This window comes from Proteus sp. fly-1013, assembly GCF_040140245.1.
Lineage (GTDB): Bacteria > Pseudomonadota > Gammaproteobacteria > Enterobacterales > Enterobacteriaceae > Proteus > Proteus mirabilis_B.
Genome location: NZ_JBEEWD010000005.1, coordinates 1 through 19158, shown reverse-complemented (window position 1 = coordinate 19158; position 19158 = coordinate 1). Strand labels below are relative to the sequence as shown.

At 38.0% G+C, this 19158-nt stretch carries 16 protein-coding genes; 9 read left to right on the top strand and 7 right to left on the bottom strand.

The window, feature by feature from the left end; translation table 11 throughout:
* Positions 1-10: 10 nt before the first annotated feature.
* Complete coding sequence (locus ABN236_RS10755) at positions 11-1696, bottom strand: ShlB/FhaC/HecB family hemolysin secretion/activation protein (protein ID WP_349473953.1); 1686 nt, start codon at positions 1694-1696, stop codon at positions 11-13.
* An 830-nt stretch (positions 1697-2526) separates the two neighbouring features.
* On the opposite strand from ABN236_RS10755, the gene tnaC reads away from it, so the two are divergent.
* The 4 genes from tnaC (at position 2527) to mutT (ending at position 5990) form a co-directional block, all read left to right on the top strand.
* The gene (gene tnaC / locus ABN236_RS19345; RefSeq protein ID WP_071788547.1) at positions 2527-2631 is read left to right on the top strand and encodes a tryptophanase leader peptide; all 105 of its coding nucleotides are present in this window, start codon (positions 2527-2529) and stop codon (positions 2629-2631) included.
* Between the two features lie 114 nt (positions 2632-2745).
* Positions 2746-4149 (top strand): tryptophanase, encoded by a 1404-nt coding sequence (locus ABN236_RS10750; protein WP_075670808.1) that lies wholly within the window; start codon positions 2746-2748, stop codon positions 4147-4149.
* A gap of 72 nt (positions 4150-4221) precedes the next feature.
* On the top strand, positions 4222-5472 hold the full coding sequence (locus ABN236_RS10745) for an aromatic amino acid transporter (protein ID WP_088494936.1): 1251 nt from the start codon (positions 4222-4224) through the stop codon (positions 5470-5472).
* A 125-nt stretch (positions 5473-5597) separates the two neighbouring features.
* Positions 5598-5990, top strand: a complete 393-nt coding sequence (gene mutT / locus ABN236_RS10740; protein ID WP_349474097.1) for an 8-oxo-dGTP diphosphatase MutT — start codon at positions 5598-5600, stop codon at positions 5988-5990.
* An 87-nt stretch (positions 5991-6077) separates the two neighbouring features.
* On the opposite strand, the gene yacG is transcribed toward mutT, so the two are convergent.
* From yacG to ppdD, 6 genes are all read right to left on the bottom strand, one after another.
* The gene (yacG, locus tag ABN236_RS10735) at positions 6078-6290 is read right to left on the bottom strand and encodes a DNA gyrase inhibitor YacG (protein WP_088494938.1); all 213 of its coding nucleotides are present in this window, start codon (positions 6288-6290) and stop codon (positions 6078-6080) included.
* A 54-nt stretch (positions 6291-6344) separates the two neighbouring features.
* Positions 6345-7097 (bottom strand): cell division protein ZapD, encoded by a 753-nt coding sequence (zapD, locus tag ABN236_RS10730; protein WP_102949476.1) that lies wholly within the window; start codon positions 7095-7097, stop codon positions 6345-6347.
* Positions 7090-7713 carry a dephospho-CoA kinase gene (gene coaE, locus ABN236_RS10725; RefSeq protein WP_088494939.1) on the bottom strand — a complete coding sequence of 208 codons (624 nt, stop codon included), beginning with the start codon at positions 7711-7713 and terminating at the stop codon, positions 7090-7092. The genes zapD and coaE overlap by 8 nt, the downstream gene beginning before the upstream one ends.
* A 234-nt stretch (positions 7714-7947) precedes the next feature.
* The gene (locus ABN236_RS10720) at positions 7948-9147 is read right to left on the bottom strand and encodes a type II secretion system F family protein (RefSeq protein WP_349473952.1); all 1200 of its coding nucleotides are present in this window, start codon (positions 9145-9147) and stop codon (positions 7948-7950) included.
* Positions 9144-10244, bottom strand: coding sequence for an ATPase, T2SS/T4P/T4SS family (locus tag ABN236_RS10715; protein ID WP_349473951.1), 1101 nt, complete (start codon positions 10242-10244; stop codon positions 9144-9146). Before ABN236_RS10715 ends, ABN236_RS10720 begins: the two co-directional genes overlap by 4 nt.
* Positions 10245-10358: 114 nt before the next feature.
* Positions 10359-10802, bottom strand: a complete 444-nt coding sequence (gene ppdD, locus ABN236_RS10710; protein WP_349473950.1) for a prepilin peptidase-dependent pilin — start codon at positions 10800-10802, stop codon at positions 10359-10361.
* 211 nt (positions 10803-11013) lie between these two features.
* Between ppdD and ampD the strand changes: the two genes are divergently transcribed.
* The 5 genes from ampD (at position 11014) to lpdA (ending at position 18991) form a co-directional block, all read left to right on the top strand.
* Positions 11014-11556, top strand: a complete 543-nt coding sequence (gene ampD / locus ABN236_RS10705; protein ID WP_194950939.1) for a 1,6-anhydro-N-acetylmuramyl-L-alanine amidase AmpD — start codon at positions 11014-11016, stop codon at positions 11554-11556.
* A 325-nt stretch (positions 11557-11881) separates the two neighbouring features.
* Positions 11882-12652 carry a pyruvate dehydrogenase complex transcriptional repressor PdhR gene (pdhR, locus tag ABN236_RS10700; protein ID WP_075670940.1) on the top strand — a complete coding sequence of 257 codons (771 nt, stop codon included), beginning with the start codon at positions 11882-11884 and terminating at the stop codon, positions 12650-12652.
* A 163-nt stretch (positions 12653-12815) separates the two neighbouring features.
* Complete coding sequence (gene aceE / locus ABN236_RS10695; protein WP_349473949.1) at positions 12816-15482, top strand: pyruvate dehydrogenase (acetyl-transferring), homodimeric type; 2667 nt, start codon at positions 12816-12818, stop codon at positions 15480-15482.
* Positions 15483-15494: 12 nt separating this feature from the next.
* Positions 15495-17363, top strand: coding sequence for a pyruvate dehydrogenase complex dihydrolipoyllysine-residue acetyltransferase (gene aceF, locus ABN236_RS10690; RefSeq protein ID WP_349473948.1), 1869 nt, complete (start codon positions 15495-15497; stop codon positions 17361-17363).
* 200 nt (positions 17364-17563) lie between these two features.
* Positions 17564-18991: a dihydrolipoyl dehydrogenase gene (gene lpdA, locus ABN236_RS10685; RefSeq protein WP_075670832.1), complete on the top strand. Its 1428-nt coding sequence runs from the start codon at positions 17564-17566 to the stop codon at positions 18989-18991.
* The last annotated feature ends 167 nt before the right edge of the window (positions 18992-19158 follow it).

Genomic DNA, 19158 nt, shown 5'->3' with positions numbered 1-19158 from the left:
TGAGTGTGAATCAAAATAAATATGAAAATCTAACTAACACTTGAGTAGGGTCTTTGGTTTTATTGGAATTCGTTTGGTTGTAAAGCAAATGCCCCTTGGCGACTTCAATATCGAATTGTGCTTTTTGATATTGGAGATTTAAGCCCGAACTTAGCCCATAGCCACTACGCCATCCTTCATAGTTACCATGTTGTTGAACTCGACCAGCATCGAGACCAATTCGAGGGGTGATTGAAAATGTGTTTATCCGATAAGGATAAGAAAGCGTATTACGTAAATAGCCGCCGTTATCGCCAGAAAGTGTACTTTGGTCAAAACCACGGATTGCGTTTTTATCTGTTAAGCTAAGCCATTCCACACCTGGTAAGGTGTCAGGGCTATATTGACCAAAGAAGGCGCTATTGAATAAAAATGTAGAATTGGATAAGGCAAAACGATGTTGCCAATTGGCAAAAAGCTTAACTTTTGTAAAGCGATAGTCATTACCATTGCCATTAGCAACACGAGGTGATTCATCTGCACCAAACCAACTAATAGCTTTCTCTGCACTTAAGTTAACGCTGATGACACCATTTGGAACAATGTGTAAATGGTTGATACCTAACTCTACCGTTGTCAGTGCAGGGCTACTGAGATCAAGGCGAATTTGGCTGAAATAGTTACGTATTCGCTTATGTGTTATCTGCATGTTTAAGGTATCAATCTGTTTTTGACTACGATAAAAAGCGTAATCTCCCCTTAAACCAACTTGTGTCGTATCACCAGATAAACGTACAGTACGTGTTTGCAATGCTTGATGAAATTCATACTCCGAATAGCTACCAAAAGTACTGAATGTCAATGCACCATAAGGTAAAGAATAGAGTAGGGTGTAAGCACGGTTAAAGCGTGTATTGGGATTATCAGTGGTCATACTGGCATTTAAACTGACAAAGTCAGATAACCCTAATGGGCTGTCTAAGCTTGCATTGGTTCGAACTAACCAGCGCCCTGAGTTTTTTTGCCCATAGTTATCACTTGAAATATTTAGATGCCACGGTGCTTGTCGCTGATTGGTGAGCTGAATAATAGAGCCACCTAGTTGCGTACCAGGCAATATATCGAGTTTAACTTTATTCGATTGTAAGCGGTTTGCTTGATCAAGCCCCTGATCCAGTTTTGAAAGCTTAAGAGGCTCTCCTTCAACCTGAGGGAAAAGTAGTGCGGTGTTAACGCCTCGATCACCGCCTTCAATTTTTTCAATAAAGCCTTCAATAACATACAGCCCAAGTTGTTGCTCTTGATTTGGGCGTAAAAATTGAACTCTTGCCGTGATATAACCATGTTGAAGATAGCGTTGGGTTAACTCTTTGACTAAACGGTTAACGTCAGCACTTTTTATACATTGCTCAGGTAATGGTGTTAAGGAATCAAGATCTTTTTCATTAAGTAAAGTAATTCCTTGAACATATACACCATTAATAGGCAAACAATGTTCTGATTCAGTAATAAGTGTGGGGGTAGGTGAAACCTCTAATGCATTTTCTTGAAGTTGTTGATAGCGATTTTGTTCAATAAGTTGATTTATTTCACGTTGGCTATCTTGTAATGCGCGCCGCGATTCTCCCATCGAGCCTAAATAACCGGCGTCATTTGCTGTTAATCCACAGGTTGAAAATCCACTTAATAGTGTTAATAAAATAACTTTTTTTCTCATTTTACCTCAATATAAAGGTATTAATTCAAATATAAATAATATTGCTTAAATATAGAAAGATAATAATTAATGTTTTTATATTATCGTTAATTTTAGAATAATAAATACCGGGTACTCTCAATATGAAAAGAAATTAAAAATCGATGAAATAAAGATAAATTTTTATCTGTTTCGACATTAAATAGCGACATAACTAAAATGACTGATATCTCAAATAGTATTACTTAAACAAATGATTCATTTAAATGGCTTCTATTGTATTGATTTTCATAGTTATAATATTCTATGTTATTTTTTCTTCTTGCTTAAATTACCATCGATTTAGCTATGTTAATTAAAACTTTTTCATTTTTTATAAAGAGAAGATAAATAATGAGAGGGAATTCTAAGATATGAAAATGAAGCAAGTTAATTAGCTTTTCATTTGTTGTTTATCAGTTTATTAAAGTTGTATTCTGGAATAAATATTTCATGAATTATTATTTCATTTTAATGAATAAAATGCGCATTAGAGAAGTAAAGAGATTAGGATCTTATTGTTAAATTATTAATCATGGTAAAAAGTATGGTTATTTAAAAACAACTTTCATTTTGTGAAAATGCAGTATAAATACATGTATTACCACTTAGTATTATCAATAAAAATTTAAGCTATAAAAAATAGTTTATTAAAGATTGAGGTAAGTGATAGTGATCACGTTAATATGTTATTTATTATAAATAGTGTGATAATTGTCCAAAATATACTATTGTTATATTACTAACTGTGTTTAACTGTTATATAAATTAGCATGTAAATTGTACTATTTCCTGACTATAAGGGTTAAAGTATGTTCTCATCATTTAATGTTTTGATAATATTAAGAGGTTTCTTCAGATTGAAGAAATGGTTTAATATTGATTCTGAACTCGCCTTCTTCTTTCCTGAAAAATAATCCTTTTTTATATCCATTCAAAATAATTTAATACTCTTTTTCCGTTTAATTTAAATGGGAAGATTATTTTATTTATTCTAATTTTATTATTTAATTTATATTAAAGGTATTATCATGGCTAAAAGAATCGTAGAACCATTCCGTATTAAAATGGTGGAAAAAATCCGTGTTCCTTCAAGAGAAGAACGTGAAGCTGCATTAAAAGAAGCAGGATATAACCCATTCCTATTACCAAGTCATGCTGTTTATATTGATTTATTAACAGACTCTGGTACTAACGCAATGAGTGATCACCAGTGGGCAGCAATGATAACAGGTGATGAAGCTTATGCAGGTTCAAGAAACTATTATGATTTAAAAGACAAAGCCAAAGAATTATTTAACTACGATTATATTATTCCTGCTCACCAAGGACGTGGTGCTGAAAATATTCTTTTCCCAGTATTATTAAAATATAAACAAAAAGATGGAAAAGCAAAAAATCCTGTATTTATTTCTAACTTCCATTTTGATACAACAGCAGCACACGTTGAATTAAATGGCTGTAAAGCAATTAATATTGTTACTGAAAAAGCGTTTGATTCAGAAACCTATGATGATTGGAAAGGCAATTTTGATATTGCTAAATTAAAAGAAAATATTGCCAAACATGGTGCTGATAACGTTGTTGCCATTGTTTCAACAGTGACCTGTAATAGTGCTGGTGGTCAGCCTGTTTCAATGGATAATTTAAGAGAAGTTTACGAAATCGCAAAACAACACGGTATTTTTGTTGTTATGGACTCGGCGCGTTATTGTGAAAATGCGTATTTCATTAAACAGCGTGATCCTAAATATAAAAATGCGACAATCAAAGAAGTTATTTTAGATATGTATAAATATGCTGATGCATTAACAATGTCAGCGAAGAAAGATCCACTGTTAAATATCGGTGGTTTAGTCTCAATTCGTGATAATGAAGAAGTATTCACATTAGCAAGACAGCGCTGTGTACCAATGGAAGGCTTTGTTACCTATGGTGGTTTAGCGGGTCGTGATATGGCTGCAATGGTACAAGGTTTAGAAGAAGGTACAGAGGAAGAATACTTGCACTATCGTATTGGTCAGGTTCAATATCTGGGTGACCGTTTACGTGAAGCGGGCATTCCTATTCAATATCCTACTGGTGGACACGCTGTTTTCGTTGACTGTAAAAAACTAGTGCCGCATATCCCAGGTGATCAATTCCCAGCTCAAGCTGTAATTAACGCACTTTACTTAGAGTCTGGTGTTCGCGCTGTTGAAATCGGTTCGTTCTTACTTGGTCGTGATCCTGCTACGGGTGAGCAAAAACACGCAGATATGGAATTTATGCGCTTAACCATTGCACGTCGTGTCTACACTAACGACCATATGGATTATATTGCTGACGCACTTATCGGCTTAAAAGAGAAGTTTAAAACGCTTAAAGGTCTTGAGTTCGAATATGAACCACCTGTATTAAGACACTTTACTGCTAGATTAAAACCTATCAAATAAATAATACTCCACAATAATAATGGCTCTCGTGCAATGCGAGAGCCCTATCCTTATTTCAGTAAGGACTAAAAAATGGAAAATAAGTCGGTAAATAAAGAACCCTCAATTATTGTAGGGGGATTTGTGTTGGGCGGCGCCATGATCGGTGCGGGAATGTTTAGCCTACCAACAATAATGTCTGGTGCTTGGTTTATTAACTCACTCTTTATATTATTTATTGTCTGTTTCTTTATGTTTCATTCTGGAATTTATATTCTTGAATGTATATCGAAATATGGTGCAGGAACAAACTACTTTCATATATCGAAAGAGTTATTACCTAAATGGGCGTGTTATCTCGCGAATGCGTCTTTGATATTTGTACTATATATATTAATTTATGCTTATATCTCTGCTGCGGGTTCGATCATTTATGAAGCTTCATCATTATATGGGCTTAATTTAAATCTTAGAGTGATATTCTTTGTATTTACCATCGTGCTTGGAGCAACAATATGGTGGGGCGGCGCTTGTGCCAGCCGTTTAACCTCAATATTTTTATTTATTAAGATTGTTCTATTCGTATTAGCATTCTCAGGGTTATTCTTTAAAGCGAGAGGTGATTTATTATTTACTGCAACCTTTGAAGGTAAAAGCCAATTATATCTTTATCCTTTTATTTTTATCATTATTCCTTATGCTATCACCTCTTTTGGTTATCATGGTAATGTTTGTAGTCTTTATAAACTCTATCATGAAAATGAAAGAAAAGTTGTAAAAAGTTGTGTGATTGGTTGTGTTTTAGCATTAGTGATTTATTTACTTTGGATGATTGGCACGATGGGGAATTTACCTCGTGAGCAATTTATTACAATTATCCAAAAGGGCGGTAACTTAGATGCCTTTATTGATTCTTTATATACTGTATTAAATAGTAAATATATTGAAGGATTTTTATTATGGTTTTCTATTAGTGCCGTATTCTGTTCATTTTTAGGGGTAGCGATTGGTCTGTTCGACTATATTTTAGCATCACTAAAATTTGAAGATAACAAAACAGGGCGCTTAAAATCTGGCGTTTTATGTTTTACGCCGCCGTTACTATTATGTTTACTTTTCCCTAATGGTTTCTTAATTGCGATTGCTTATGCAGGAACCGCAGCGTGTGTATGGGCAATTATTTGTCCTGCGGTTATGGCGCTGAAAGCCCGTGAGAAATTCCCAAATTCAGGCTTTAAAGTGTGGGGAGGCAAAGGATTAATTTATGCTGTTATTGCTTTTGGTGCAGTAGGGATTATTTGCCAAACATTAGCACAGTTCGGTTTCTTACCTATTTATCGTTAATTAATCGAAATATCGTTAATTAATTGAGATAGTTAGGGGAAGAAAACCAGAGTAGCGCCGTTGGATATACGTTATAATAACGCTAAGTTGTTATAATAATGTGACTATTCAATAGGTTGTCTATGATGGATAAAAAGAAGCTACATATTGCTGCGGGTATTATTTGTGATCAACACAATAATGTCTTTATTACCCAACGCCCTCTAAAATCGCATATGGGGGGATTTTGGGAATTTCCAGGCGGAAAATTAGAAGATAAAGAGACTCCAGAGCAGGCGTTAGTTCGTGAGTTACAAGAAGAAATCGGTATTGATGTAACGCAATGCTCACTTTTTGAAACGGTAGAGCATGATTTTCCAGATAGACACATTACCTTATCCTTTTTCTTAGTCACGCAGTGGGATAATGAGCCCTATGGCAAAGAGGGACAAGAAGTTAAGTGGACATCGATTAGATCGTTAAATGCCGATGATTTTCCGCCAGCTAACCGTACTATTGTGGCGTTATTGCAAAAGTAAGTAAAAGTAGAATAGTGCCAAATAAGCATCTATAAATAAAATAGCCACTCAGTCGAGTGGCTATTTTTTATGTTCAGGATTGGCACATTAAAAGTCTTTAGGCTCTTGTTGTGGCGCTTCACTCCAATCATCGCTGTCATTAATATCGCTTTGGCTTGGAATGCGTTTTGATTCATCTGCCCATTCGCCTAAATCAATAAGTTGGCAACGCTTACTACAAAAAGGGCGATAAGGGCTACTTTCATTCCAAACAACTTCTGTTTGACAGGTTGGACATTTTACAATTAATTCTTCGCTCATTATCTCTCCTAGATTTCATTGGTGCTATTTATGCTTATAACAATAAACATAATGTTAGCAACAAGCGATCTCAAAAGGTAGCTCTAGAGGGACGGTTCCATTTTCGCTATCAAGTGGTAAAAAGCGGATCGCATAGCGATTTTTATGCCCTGAAACTTGAGGATAGATTTGGTGATCAATGGCTATTTTAAGACGTAGCAATTCACCTTCTTCAGCGCTGTCTTGGTAAAAACCACGGTGACTAAGAGCAGGCTTGAATGTATCTGATTGGCGAATAAGCATGAGCAAACTATTTAATGCATTTTGTAATGGTAATAAACCCGTCAGCCAGCTTTGTAATCTTTCATCACGAGTTGCTTGAGGTAAGCTTAACCATAAATGTAAGGCTGGCACATCAAAGTTACAGCATCCACCGGGAATACTTAGACGCTGTTTGACTAAACTAATGACTTTATCTTGTTTTAAATGTTGACCAATGCGAGGTGCTTTACTTAGTACGGCTGCATTTTCAGCTAGTTCATCAATAATCTGAGTGACAATCGCTTTATCAACATTAGGAAATGAAAGCCATTGCTGTAATTTTTTTTGTCTTTTTTCTAATTCTTTAAGTAATTCAGCACGGATTTCACCACGATCAAGGACTTCAATAAATTCTGATATCGCACGGAAAAACGAGAGTGCTGTGGGTAATGAATCAATTGCACGAAAACTGTTAATTTGAATCAATGAGTTTTCAATTCTAAGCCATGAACGCATTTTTTCATTGAGGGGATGTTCGAAGATGATTGTTGTGATGTCATCACTCATGGCAATTGTCCTGTAACGCTTGTTGAGCTAATTCTAAGTAATGCTGATGGAGTTGCTTAACTTTTCCAATCATATTTTGGCTATTATCGTGATTTTCAATAATATCATCAGCGACGGCTAATCGTTCCTGTCTTTGAGCTTGAGCCTTTAAAATATTGAGAACTTGCTCTCGACTGACACCATCTCGTTTCATGGTTCTTTCTATTTGCTCTTCTTGTGTAACATCGACAACAAGAACACGAGAGGCGAGATGCGTTAATTTATTTTCAATTAATAATGGAACAACCCAAATAAAGTAGGGCGCTTTGATTTGTTGTATTTGTCTTTGAGTCTCTTGCTGTATCAATGGGTGAAGAAGATTGTTAACCCAAGTTTTTTCTTCATTATTTTCAAAAATAATCTGGCGCAATTGTGCTCGGTTTAATGAGCCATCGGGTAGCAAAATGCAGTCACCAAAATGCTGATGCAATGCATTTAATCCTAAAGATTGAGGCTCTACCACTAATCGAGCAATAACATCAGCATCGACAAGCGGTACACCTAATGAGGCAAAAGCATTAGCAACGGTAGTTTTACCACTGCCTATTCCGCCTGTAAGAGCAACCGTATAAGCCATTTGTGTTTATCTGTTTTTAATGAATTAAAATTTACTATTAGTCTAGGTATTCTAAAGCCTAATTTTGTTTTTATCACAAGATAATAACCGCAATATTTGGGTTTTATTCGGTTATTATGATAGATGATTTTCTGCTACCCTGACATCCTACCTCATAATGCGTAATAGAATTACCATCAATCAATAAGTTAGTACAACATATAGTAACAGCATGTTACTCATAAAATTTGTGATTCACTGTATAGTATCACCTAACTGTAATATAGGAAGATACATAGCAATGATTAATGTGCCAATAATCAATGCAATGACCGTCATCAGTATTGGCTCTAACCAAGCACTAATGGTATTTAATTGCTCATCGAGTTGATGATAAAACCAATCACTTAATTGCTGGCAAAAGTAGAGCAATTGTCCTGAGTTTTCTGCACAAATGATAAATTGATAACAGATAGGCGTAAAAAGAGGTTCATTTTTCATAAATAAGCTCAACGATTTACCTTGCATAATGTGGTCGCTCATTTGAGAAAGTACTCGCTTATAAATAGGATGTGTAAGTTGTTCTGTCCCTATTTTTAAACCTTGTAATAAAGGTAATCCGGCTTGTTGTGTGATACTGATTATTTGAAAAATAAGGTGTAATTGCTGATACTTTAAAAGCTTACCTAAATAAGGAATATGAAGAAAAAAGATTTGTTCAGCAAAATACAATAGTGAAAAAGAGTGTCGAATTACGCGATAAGCAACGATTAATCCTATAAAGATAAACACTATCATATTGATATAATCAGCAAGCCATTGCGAAAAAGTAATTAGGGTGAGTGTTAAAATAGGAAGTTCTGTATTAAAAGCACTGTATAAAGACTGATATTCAGGTAAAACATAAAGCAACATAATACTGGTAATCAAAATTAATACGGTGAGTAAAAAGGTTGGATATTTAAAGGCTTTTTTGATTTTTTTAACAATCTCTCGATGTTTCTTTAATTGTATTATTTGAAGCGTAATAACTTCATCTAACTTTCCACTTTCTTCACCAATAAAAATAAAACGACTCAATGAGATTGGAAAATAAAGTGGGTAGCGAGTTAATTGTTTAGAAAGAGAACCTCCTTGCATTAAGTTGAAAATGATATCTTCTAATACGCATTGCCAATGTGAGTAACGGCATTCATCTTTTAATAGTGTTAATGCGGGAAGAAGCGCTAAACCCGAATGAAGTAATAGAGCTAATTGTTCGAATAATTGAATCCGATATTGCTTATCAGTATCTTGAAATAAAACAATTTTAAATAAACGTATTTTTATGGGGAGTTTTTGTTGTTGTGTTAGTTTAATAAATGCTTCGTTATTAGAGGATGCAAGTATTTTTCCAGTACACCATTCTCCTTGATAAGTTAATGCATCATAGCGATAAATTAGCTGTAATCTCATTCAATATCTCCTAGTGTTTGATAAACCTCCTCAAGTGTCGTTATTCCTTGTTTAATTAATGAAAAGCCAGAATAGAGTAAATGATAAGGGGATGAAGGTGTTTGTTTTGAAGGCTCAAAGCAGTCATAAATAGCCGTTCTTCCGTTATAGCCTGAACAGCATTGCTGGCAACCAACCGCTTGCCAGTTTGGTAATTCGACCATTTCTTTATTTATATTTATATGCTGTTTATCGGATAGACATATTTTGCAGTGTGGGCATAAACAACGAACTAGCCGTTGTGAAATAATTAAGCTAACACAGGAATGAATAAGATCTTTTTCAATCCCTAAGTTATATAGACGCATTAATGTGGATGAAGCCGAATTAGTATGTAAGGTTGATAATACAAGGTGCCCTGTTTGTGCTGCTTTTATTGCCATTTCGGCAGTAGATTGATCACGTATTTCACCTACCATAATAATGTCAGGATCTTGGCGTAGTAATGCTCGTAATATTGTCGTGAATGAGATCCCTGATTTTTCAGAAATCTGCGTTTGATTAATGCCCTTTAAAGGTAATTCAACAGGATCTTCAACACTATTTATATTTAGGTTTTCTTTATTTAAATAACGTAAACAACTATATAGTGTGAGTGTTTTTCCACTTCCCGTAGGCCCTGTAACTAAAATCATTCCTTGTGGCAAATTTAAATATTTCTTTAATAGCGTTAAATGTGAGGGTTGAAAGCCCAGATGATTTAATTTCGGTTGTTGTAAATTATTGATAAGCCGTAAAACCACTTTTTCACCATACAACGTGGGAAGTGTTGCAATTCGTATTGAATAGTTTTTTTCATAATAAGACCAATTAAATTGCCCATCTTGAGGTAATCGCTTCTCTGCAATATTTAAGTTAGCGAGTACTTTTAAGCGAGTCACTATTTCTTCAGAAAACTCATCTGGAGGTGGTGAAAATAGATATAAATGGTTATCTATTCTAGCTCGAATTCTTACACTGATTTGTTGAGGCTCTATATGCAAATCAGAGACGCGTTTTAAAATACTTGTACGTAATAGGTGCTCAATAAATTCTGTTGCAGAGTGTGCGATATCCATTCTTCACCTCTTTATTACTTTTTGATTTATCTATGTTGTATTTAATGTTGTCTTCAATGTTTAAAGTGCGTAATAGGAACACTCAAGATGAGTGCTCCTTTATATTTAAAAGCACTAATATGATTTTAAAATCTCACGGCACTGTTTTTGTAACGCAAGATTTGTTGTAGAACATTGTGTTTTCCATACTGGAACAAGGTCGTTAATTCCGTTCTCTAACGACATTGTGATTGTCAGACCATCAAGTTGTGCTTTCCCCGTTGCATTAATCACACTGTGTAACACATTTATATCGGATAAATATCGACTACGAAATTGTTGCGGTATAAAAGAGGAGTCAGAATTACAGTGTTGAGGTTCGTTTTCATAACGACATAATTCTACCCCAGAACGATAAGGTGACAGTGTTTGTAAGACATCGGTTAATGCGGCTTTTTGGATATAACCTTGATAGGCGGGAATAGCAACTGAGCTTAAAATTGAGATGATAGCAATCACAATCATAAGCTCCATAAGGGTAAAACCATTTTCATTAGAGTGATAGTTAAGTACATTCATCTAGCGTCCTCCTTGAGTAATAGACACTAGAAGTATGAAAAAAAAGGACTTTATTGGCGAATAGATAAAATAAAGTTTGAGTAAAATATCGAAAAGAAAAAGGAGATATACATATTTAACCTTTATTATTGAGGGAAAGTTCGCATTTATTGATGAGTATGAGTTAATAAAGTTATTGATAATGACTAAAACAAAATAAAAGAGGGTTGATGTGGAAATTAAACAGGGTTGGCTAATCGATGCTAGACAGGTTCCTTCACCTAATCATGATAAGAGGCCTGAAGGTGAGCTTCCTTCTTTATTAATTGTTCATAATATCAGTTTGCCTCCTGGGCAATTTGGTGGACCTTATATTGACCAGCTTTTTACCAATACATTATCAGAGCGAGATCACCCTTTTTTTAGTGAGATTGTTAACTTAAGAGTATCGGCTCATTGTCTTATTCGTCGTGATGGAGAAATTGTGCAATATGTGCCTTTTACTGAAAGAGCGTGGCATGCTGGCGTTTCTTTATATAAAGGTAGAGAAAAATGCAATGATTTCTCAATCGGTATTGAGCTTGAAGGTACTGATGAGTGCGATTTTACCCAGCAACAATATCAACAATTAGTGAAGATAACTCAATCGCTTATTGCTCTTTATCCCTCCATTAAAGAGAACATTACCGGGCATAGTGATGTTGCACCAAATAGAAAGACCGATCCGGGGCCTCACTTTGATTGGGCTTATTACCGCAGTTTGTTAACAAAATAACCCCCTTAAATGAATTTAAAGCCATTTAATGTGAATTTAAATTCAAAATAATATTGCTGTCACGCTTCAGTTTGACTGTTTATGTGTTTAAAAAACGTTAAAAAATTTATTTTTAACGTTTCTAGATAATGCGATCTAGTTATCACTTTTGATGAATTTTTAAAATAATTTGTTAAAATTTGCAGGTTTTTATGATTTCGCTCAACAACTGTATGGACAGTTAGTGAATACTTTGTTACTTTATTATCCGTTATATTAAATTGGTATTACCAATTGACAACTCAATCACTAAGGTAATAGTTATCCAATAATGGCTTCCAGCAATATGGCTTATACAAAAATCCGCCAACCTAAGCTTTCTGATGTTATTGAGCAACAGCTTGAGCATCTGATTTTAGAAGGTACTCTGCGCCCAGGAGAAAAACTCTTACCTGAGCGTGAGCTGGCGAAGCAATTTGATGTATCTCGCCCTTCATTGCGTGAAGCTATCCAAAAGTTAGAAGCTAAAGGCTTTTTACTCCGTCGCCAAGGCGGTGGTACTTTTGTTCAGCACAATCTCTGGCAAAGTTTTAGTGATCCTTTAGCTCAACTACTTAGCGGGCACCCCGAATCTCAATTTGATCTTTTAGAAACTCGTCATGCACTTGAAGGTATTGCCGCATATTACGCTGCATTACGTGGTACTGACGAAGATCTTGATCGTATCAAAGCTAGCCATGATTGCATTTTGAAAGCCCATGAAAAGGGTGATTTAGCCGCTGAGTCTGAAGCTGTATTGCAATATCAATTAATTGTCACGGAAGCTGCTCATAATGTCGTGTTATTGCATCTATTACGATGCATGGTGCCGATGCTTGAGCAAAATATCCGCCAGAATTTTGAGTTTCTTTACACTCGTAAAGAGATGCTAACAGCAGTAAGTGAGCATCGTAGTCAGATTTATCAGGCTATTATTAATAGAGAGCCAGAAGCTGCGCGTGAAGCATCACATCGCCATTTGGCCTTTATTGAAGATGTTTTGTTGGATATGAGTCGTGAACATACTCGCCGTGAGCGCTCTCTGCGCCGGCTACAACAACATCCTGATTTATTTTAGTAGCACAGATCCTGACCGCTGAATCTGTACTACCTATCGCCCTGTGATTTTCAGGGGAAGCGGTAATAACAGCAGGGCCTATCTTCCCGTCATATCAGATGGGTATAACGGGAAGATAGGCTCCCATAACCATTAAAAACAGATAACAGATAAGGAATACACCATGTCAGATATGCTGAAAAATGACGTGGATCCGATCGAAACTCGCGACTGGTTACAAGCGATCGACTCGGTCATCCGTGAAGAAGGTGTTGAGCGTGCACAGTTCCTGATTGATCAGGTATTAAAACAAGCCCGTAATGGTGGTCTTAATATCGCTTTAGGCGGTTCTGTACACAGTGATTATATCAATACCATTCCTGCTGAAGATGAACCCGCTTACCCTGGCAATCTGGAATTAGAGCGTCGTATTCGTTCTGCTATTCGCTGGAACGCAGTAATGATGGTTCTGCGTGCATCCAAAAAAGATTTGGAACTCGGCGGACACATGGCGTCATTCCAATCTTCTGCAACTTTATATGAAGTGTGCTTTAACCACTTCTTCCGCGCGCAAAATGAAACTGATGGCGGTGACTTAGTTTACTTCCAAGGCCATATCTCTCCAGGTATCTACGCTCGTGCATTCTTAGAAGGTCGTTTAACTGAAGATCAATTAAACAACTTCCGTCAAGAAATTGGTGGTAAAGGTTTATCTTCTTATCCGCACCCTAAATTAATGCCTGAATTCTGGCAGTTCCCAACAGTTTCTATGGGTCTGGGACCACTATCTGCAATTTACCAAGCTAAATTCCTGAAATATTTGAATCACCGTGGCTTAAAAGATACGACTAAACAAACTGTTTATGCGTTCTTAGGCGATGGCGAGATGGACGAGCCAGAATCTAAAGGTGCTATCACCATCGCAGTTCGCGAAAAATTAGACAACCTGTGCTTCGTGATTAACTGTAACTTACAGCGTCTTGATGGCCCAGTTACAGGTAACGGCAAAATTGTTAACGAATTAGAAGGTATCTTCGCGGGTGCTGGCTGGAACGTTATCAAAGTAATGTGGGGCGATCGTTGGGATGAGCTTCTGCGTAAAGACACTTCAGGTAAACTCATTCAATTAATGAATGAAACTCTGGATGGTGACTACCAGACATTTAAATCTCGTGACGGCGCTTATGTTCGTGAGCACTTCTTCAATCGTTACCCAGAAACAGCTGCATTAGTTAAAGATATGACTGATGATGAAATCTGGGCATTAAACCGTGGTGGTCACGATCCGAAGAAAGTCTTTGCTGCATTCCAAAAAGCAAAAGACACTCAAAACCAACCAACTGTTATTTTAGCTCAAACCATCAAAGGTTATGGTATGGGTGAAACGGCAGAAGGTAAAAACATTGCTCACCAAGTTAAGAAAATGAACATGGATGGCGTTCACCATTTCCGTGATCGTTTCAGTATCCCTGTTGCTGATGAGCAAATCAAAGACCTGCCTTATATTACTTTTGATAAAGACTCAGAAGAATACAAATACCTGCATGCACGTCGTCAGGATTTAGGTGGTTACCTGCCAGCTCGTCGTCCACGTTTTGAAGAAAAACTGGATATCCCAGCACTGGAAGATTTCAGCCAATTACTGGAAGAACAATCTAAAGAGATTTCAACAACTATCGCATTCGTTCGTGCTCTGAACGTAATGTTGAAAAACAAATCTATCAAAGATCGTTTAGTTCCAATTATTGCGGACGAAGCACGTACTTTCGGTATGGAAGGTCTGTTCCGTCAAATCGGTATCTATAGCCCGAATGGCCAACAATATACGCCTCAAGACCGTGAGCAAGTTGCTTACTATAAAGAAGACGTTAAAGGCCAAATTCTGCAAGAAGGTATCAACGAACTGGGTGCTGGCGCATCTTGGTTAGCCGCTGCAACATCTTACAGCACTAACAATCTGCCAATGATCCCATTCTATATCTACTACTCAATGTTTGGTTTCCAACGTATTGGCGACTTATGTTGGGCAGCGGGCGACCAACAAGCTCGTGGTTTCTTAGTAGGTGGTACTTCAGGTCGTACAACACTTAACGGTGAAGGTTTACAGCACGAAGATGGTCATAGCCATATTCAATCGCTGACTATTCCTAACTGTATCTCTTATGATCCAGCATTCGCTTATGAAGTTGCTGTAATCATGCAAGACGGTTTAGAGCGTATGTATGGTGATAAACAAGAAAACGTTTATTACTACATCACTACACTGAATGAAAACTACCATATGCCAGCAATGCCAGCCGGTGTTGAAGAAGGTATCCGTAAAGGTATCTACAAACTGGAATCACTGGAAGGCGCGAAAGGTAAAGTTCAGTTACTGGGTTCAGGTTCTATTCTGCGTCACGTTCGTGAAGCAGCACAAATCCTGTCTGCTGAATACGGTATTGGTTCTGATGTTTATAGCGTAACTTCATTCACTGAACTGGCTCGTGATGGTCAAGATTGTGAACGTTGGAACATGCTACACCCATCTGAAGCACCGCGTGTACCTTACATCGCTCAAATTATGAATGATGCGCCAGCTGTTGCCTCTACTGACTACATGAAACTGTTCGCTGAACAAGTTCGTACTTATGTACCAGCAGATGATTACCGCGTATTAGGTACAGATGGTTTCGGTCGTTCTGATAGCCGTGAAAACCTGCGTCACCACTTCGAAGTTGATACTTCTTATGTGATTGTTGCTGCATTAGGTGAATTAGCTAAACGTGGTGAGATTGATGTGAAGGTTGTTGAAGAAGCAATCAATAAATACAACATCAACCCTGAAAAAGTAAACCCACGTCTGGCGTAAGAGGTAAAGTGAATGTCTATTGAAATTAAAGTCCCAGATATCGGTGCTGATGAAGTTGAAGTCACCGAAGTGATGGTGAAAGTGGGCGACCGCATTGAGGAAGAACAATCCTTAATCACCGTAGAAGGCGACAAAGCTTCTATGGAAGTCCCATCACCACAAGCGGGTGTGGTTAAAGAGATCAAAATTGCCGTGGGCGACAAAGTCCAAACGGGTTCTCTTATCATGATTTTTGAAGCAGAGGGTGCCGCGCAAGCAGCACCAGCTCAAGCCGCAGCACCTGCACCAGCCGCAGCGCCTGCAACGGCAGAATTAAAAGAAGTTCATGTACCAGATATCGGCGGTGACGAAGTTGAAGTTACCGAAGTGATGGTAAAAGTGGGCGATAGCGTTACTGAAGAACAATCGCTGATCACTGTAGAAGGTGATAAAGCTTCTATGGAAGTTCCAGCTCCATTTGCTGGCGTTGTGAAAGAAATTAAAATCGCAACTGGTGATAAAGTGAGCACAGGCTCTCTTATCATGGTATTTGAAGTTGCAGGTAGCGCACCTGTTGCTCAAGCAGCACCAGCACCAGCGGCATCTGCACCAGCAACATCTGCTGTGAAAGAAGTGAATGTTCCGGATATCGGCGGTGACGAAGTTGAAGTGACTGAAGTGATGGTGAAAGTAGGTGATTCCATCTCTGAAGAACAATCACTGATCACTGTTGAAGGTGACAAAGCTTCGATGGAAGTTCCTGCACCATTTGCAGGTGTGGTTAAAGAGATCAAAATTGCAGTGGGCGACAAAGTGAAAACTGGCTCACTGATCATGACTTTCGAAGTTGCCGGTGCAGCACCAGTTGCTCAAGCAGCACCAGCAGCAGCCGCACCAGCGCCAGCAAGTTCTGCACCAGCAGCACCTGCTAAAGCACAAGCGACTGCGCCAGCAGCGAAAGAAGAATTTGTTGAAAATGACGCTTACGTTCATGCAACACCTGTTATTCGTCGTTTAGCGCGCGAATTCGGTGTGAATTTAGCGAAAGTAAAAGGTACTGGTCGTAAAGGTCGTATCTTACGTGAAGACGTTCAGTCTTACGTGAAAGAGTTAATTAAACGTGCTGAATCAGCACCAGCTAATGCAGGTGGCGGATTACCAGGCATGTTACCTTGGCCGAAAGTTGACTTCAGCAAGTTTGGTGAAATTGAAGAAGTTGAATTAAGCCGTATCCAGAAAATCTCTGGTGCTAACTTAAGCCGTAACTGGGTGATGATCCCTCACGTAAATCTGTTTGATGAAGCAGATATCACTGAGGTTGAAGAATTCCGTAAACAGCAAAATAAAGAAGCAGAGAAGAAAAAACTGGATGTTAAGATCACTCCGTTAGTCTTCGTAATGAAAGCTGCAGCGAAAGCACTGGCAGATATGCCACGCTTTAACAGCTCTATCTCTGAAGATGGACAGAAACTGATCCTGAAAAAATACATCAATATCGGTATTGCTGTAGATACACCGAACGGTCTTGTTGTTCCTGTTTTCAAAGATGTTAACAAAAAAGGCATTATCGAACTGTCTTATGAGTTAGCTGAAGTTTCTAAGAAAGCGCGTGCAGGTAAACTGACAGCAGCAGATATGCAAGGCGGATGCTTCACTATTTCTAGCCTTGGTGGTATCGGTACTACCGGTTTTGCACCAATCGTTAACGCACCAGAAGTTGCGATTATGGGACTTTCCCGTTCTTCTATGAAACCAGTATGGAACGGCAAAGAATTCGTACCACGCTTGATTTTACCAATGTCATTATCTTTCGATCACCGTGTGATCGATGGTGCTGACGGTGCTCGATTCATCACTCTGATTAATCAGTACATGAGCGATTTACGTCGTTTGGTAATGTAATTTTAAAACCGGTGCTTAGCGCCGGTTTCTCTGATTACAGTGATGGATTTTACAGTCATACATCTTAGGTTGTGAGATCCGTCATGTTAGAGCGCTTTTCAGTTTATTAACATTTCTGTAAACTGCATGCGGTATGTAAGTCTCGGTGTTAAATATGGATTATCGTCTGACTCGCCGGACAAATAAATAATGAGGTCACGATGAGTACTGAAATTAAAGCACAGGTAGTGGTTCTCGGTGCAGGCCCTGCGGGTTATTCCGCGGCGTTCCGTTGCGCTGACTTAGGTTTAGAAACAGTTTTAGTGGAACGTCACTCTACTTTAGGTGGTGTTTGTCTGAACGTGGGTTGTATCCCTTCTAAAGCGTTACTCCACGTTGCTAAAGTTATCGAAGAAGCGAAAGCATTATCTGAACATGGTGTTGTATTTGATGCACCAAAAACAGATATCGACAAAATTCGCATCTGGAAAGATAAAGTTATTTCTCAGTTAACTGGTGGCTTAGCGGGTATGGCTAAAGGCCGTAAAGTGACTGTCGTTAATGGCGAAGCACGATTCACTGGTTCTCACACGTTGTCTGTTGAAGGTGCTGAAGGTACAACTACCATCACTTTTGATAATGCAATCGTTGCTGCCGGCTCACGTCCAATCGAATTACCATTCATTCCACATGAAGACCCACGTGTATGGGATTCAACAGATGCACTGCAACTGAAAACTGTACCAGAGCGTTTACTGGTTATGGGTGGCGGTATTATCGGTCTGGAAATGGGTACGGTTTATCACTCTCTGGGTTCTCAGATTGACGTAGTTGAAATGTTTGATCAGGTTATTCCTGCTGCTGATAAAGACGTGGTTAAAGTATTTACCAAGCGTATCAGCAAGAAATTTAACCTGATGCTAGAAACCAAAGTAACTGCGGTTGAAGCAAAAGAAGATGGCATCTACGTAACAATGGAAGGCAAAAAAGCCCCAGCAGAACCACAACGTTACGATGCAGTATTAGTTGCTATCGGTCGTGTACCTAACGGTAAACTGTTAGACGCAGGTAAAGCAGGTATCGAAGTTGATGATCGCGGCTTTATCCATGTTGATAAACAAATGCGTACTAATGTACCTCACATCTTTGCTATCGGTGACATCGTTGGTCAACCAATGCTGGCTCACAAAGGTGTCCACGAAGGTCACGTTGCAGCAGAAGTTATCTCTGGTAAGAAACATTACTTCGACCCTAAAGTTATTCCATCAATCGCTTATACTGAACCCGAAGTTGCATGGGTTGGTATGACTGAAAAAGAAGCGAAAGAGAAAGGCGTTAGCTATGAAGTGGCTTCTTTCCCTTGGGCAGCATCAGGTCGTGCAATCGCATCAGATTGTGCAGATGGTATGACTAAACTGATTTTCGACAAAGAAACTAACCGTGTTATCGGTGGTGCAATTGTTGGTTCTAACGGTGGTGAACTGTTAGGTGAAATCGGTCTGGCAATCGAAATGGGTTGTGATGCTGAAGATATCGCATTAACTATCCACGCTCACCCAACGTTATACGAATCAATCGGTATGGCTGCGGAAGTATTTGAAGGTAGTATCACTGACCTGCCAAATCCAAAAGCGAAAAAGAAAAAATAAGCAACTCGTTTACTGAAAAACAGTTTACTGAAGTAGTTTAAATGATAAGGGCTAAGTTCTTTATAGAACTTGGCTCTTTTTTTATGTCTTTGACCCGTCCTGAATAAGGTTGACACTTTTCCAATCTGAAATTGGAGAGTGTAATGAAACCAATCACTAAACGAACT

What these genes read in the sequence shown, in the direction of transcription:
- zapD (WP_102949476.1), bottom strand. Translation starts at nt 7,097, where the DNA reads ATGAGTGATGACATCACAACAATCATCTTCGAACATCCCCTCAATGAA.
- ABN236_RS10720 (WP_349473952.1), bottom strand. Translation starts at nt 9,147, where the DNA reads ATGAGATTACAGCTAATTTATCGCTATGATGCATTAACTTATCAAGGA.
- lpdA (WP_075670832.1), top strand. Translation starts at nt 17,564, where the DNA reads ATGAGTACTGAAATTAAAGCACAGGTAGTGGTTCTCGGTGCAGGCCCT.
- aceF (WP_349473948.1), top strand. Translation starts at nt 15,495, where the DNA reads ATGTCTATTGAAATTAAAGTCCCAGATATCGGTGCTGATGAAGTTGAA.
- pdhR (WP_075670940.1), top strand. Translation starts at nt 11,882, where the DNA reads ATGGCTTATACAAAAATCCGCCAACCTAAGCTTTCTGATGTTATTGAG.
- aceE (WP_349473949.1), top strand. Translation starts at nt 12,816, where the DNA reads ATGTCAGATATGCTGAAAAATGACGTGGATCCGATCGAAACTCGCGAC.
- tnaC (WP_071788547.1), top strand. Translation starts at nt 2,527, where the DNA reads ATGTTCTCATCATTTAATGTTTTGATAATATTAAGAGGTTTCTTCAGA.
- mutT (WP_349474097.1), top strand. Translation starts at nt 5,598, where the DNA reads ATGGATAAAAAGAAGCTACATATTGCTGCGGGTATTATTTGTGATCAA.
- coaE (WP_088494939.1), bottom strand. Translation starts at nt 7,713, where the DNA reads ATGGCTTATACGGTTGCTCTTACAGGCGGAATAGGCAGTGGTAAAACT.
- ABN236_RS10750 (WP_075670808.1), top strand. Translation starts at nt 2,746, where the DNA reads ATGGCTAAAAGAATCGTAGAACCATTCCGTATTAAAATGGTGGAAAAA.
- ABN236_RS10715 (WP_349473951.1), bottom strand. Translation starts at nt 10,244, where the DNA reads ATGGATATCGCACACTCTGCAACAGAATTTATTGAGCACCTATTACGT.
- yacG (WP_088494938.1), bottom strand. Translation starts at nt 6,290, where the DNA reads ATGAGCGAAGAATTAATTGTAAAATGTCCAACCTGTCAAACAGAAGTT.
- ABN236_RS10745 (WP_088494936.1), top strand. Translation starts at nt 4,222, where the DNA reads ATGGAAAATAAGTCGGTAAATAAAGAACCCTCAATTATTGTAGGGGGA.
- ppdD (WP_349473950.1), bottom strand. Translation starts at nt 10,802, where the DNA reads ATGAATGTACTTAACTATCACTCTAATGAAAATGGTTTTACCCTTATG.
- ABN236_RS10755 (WP_349473953.1), bottom strand. Translation starts at nt 1,696, where the DNA reads ATGAGAAAAAAAGTTATTTTATTAACACTATTAAGTGGATTTTCAACC.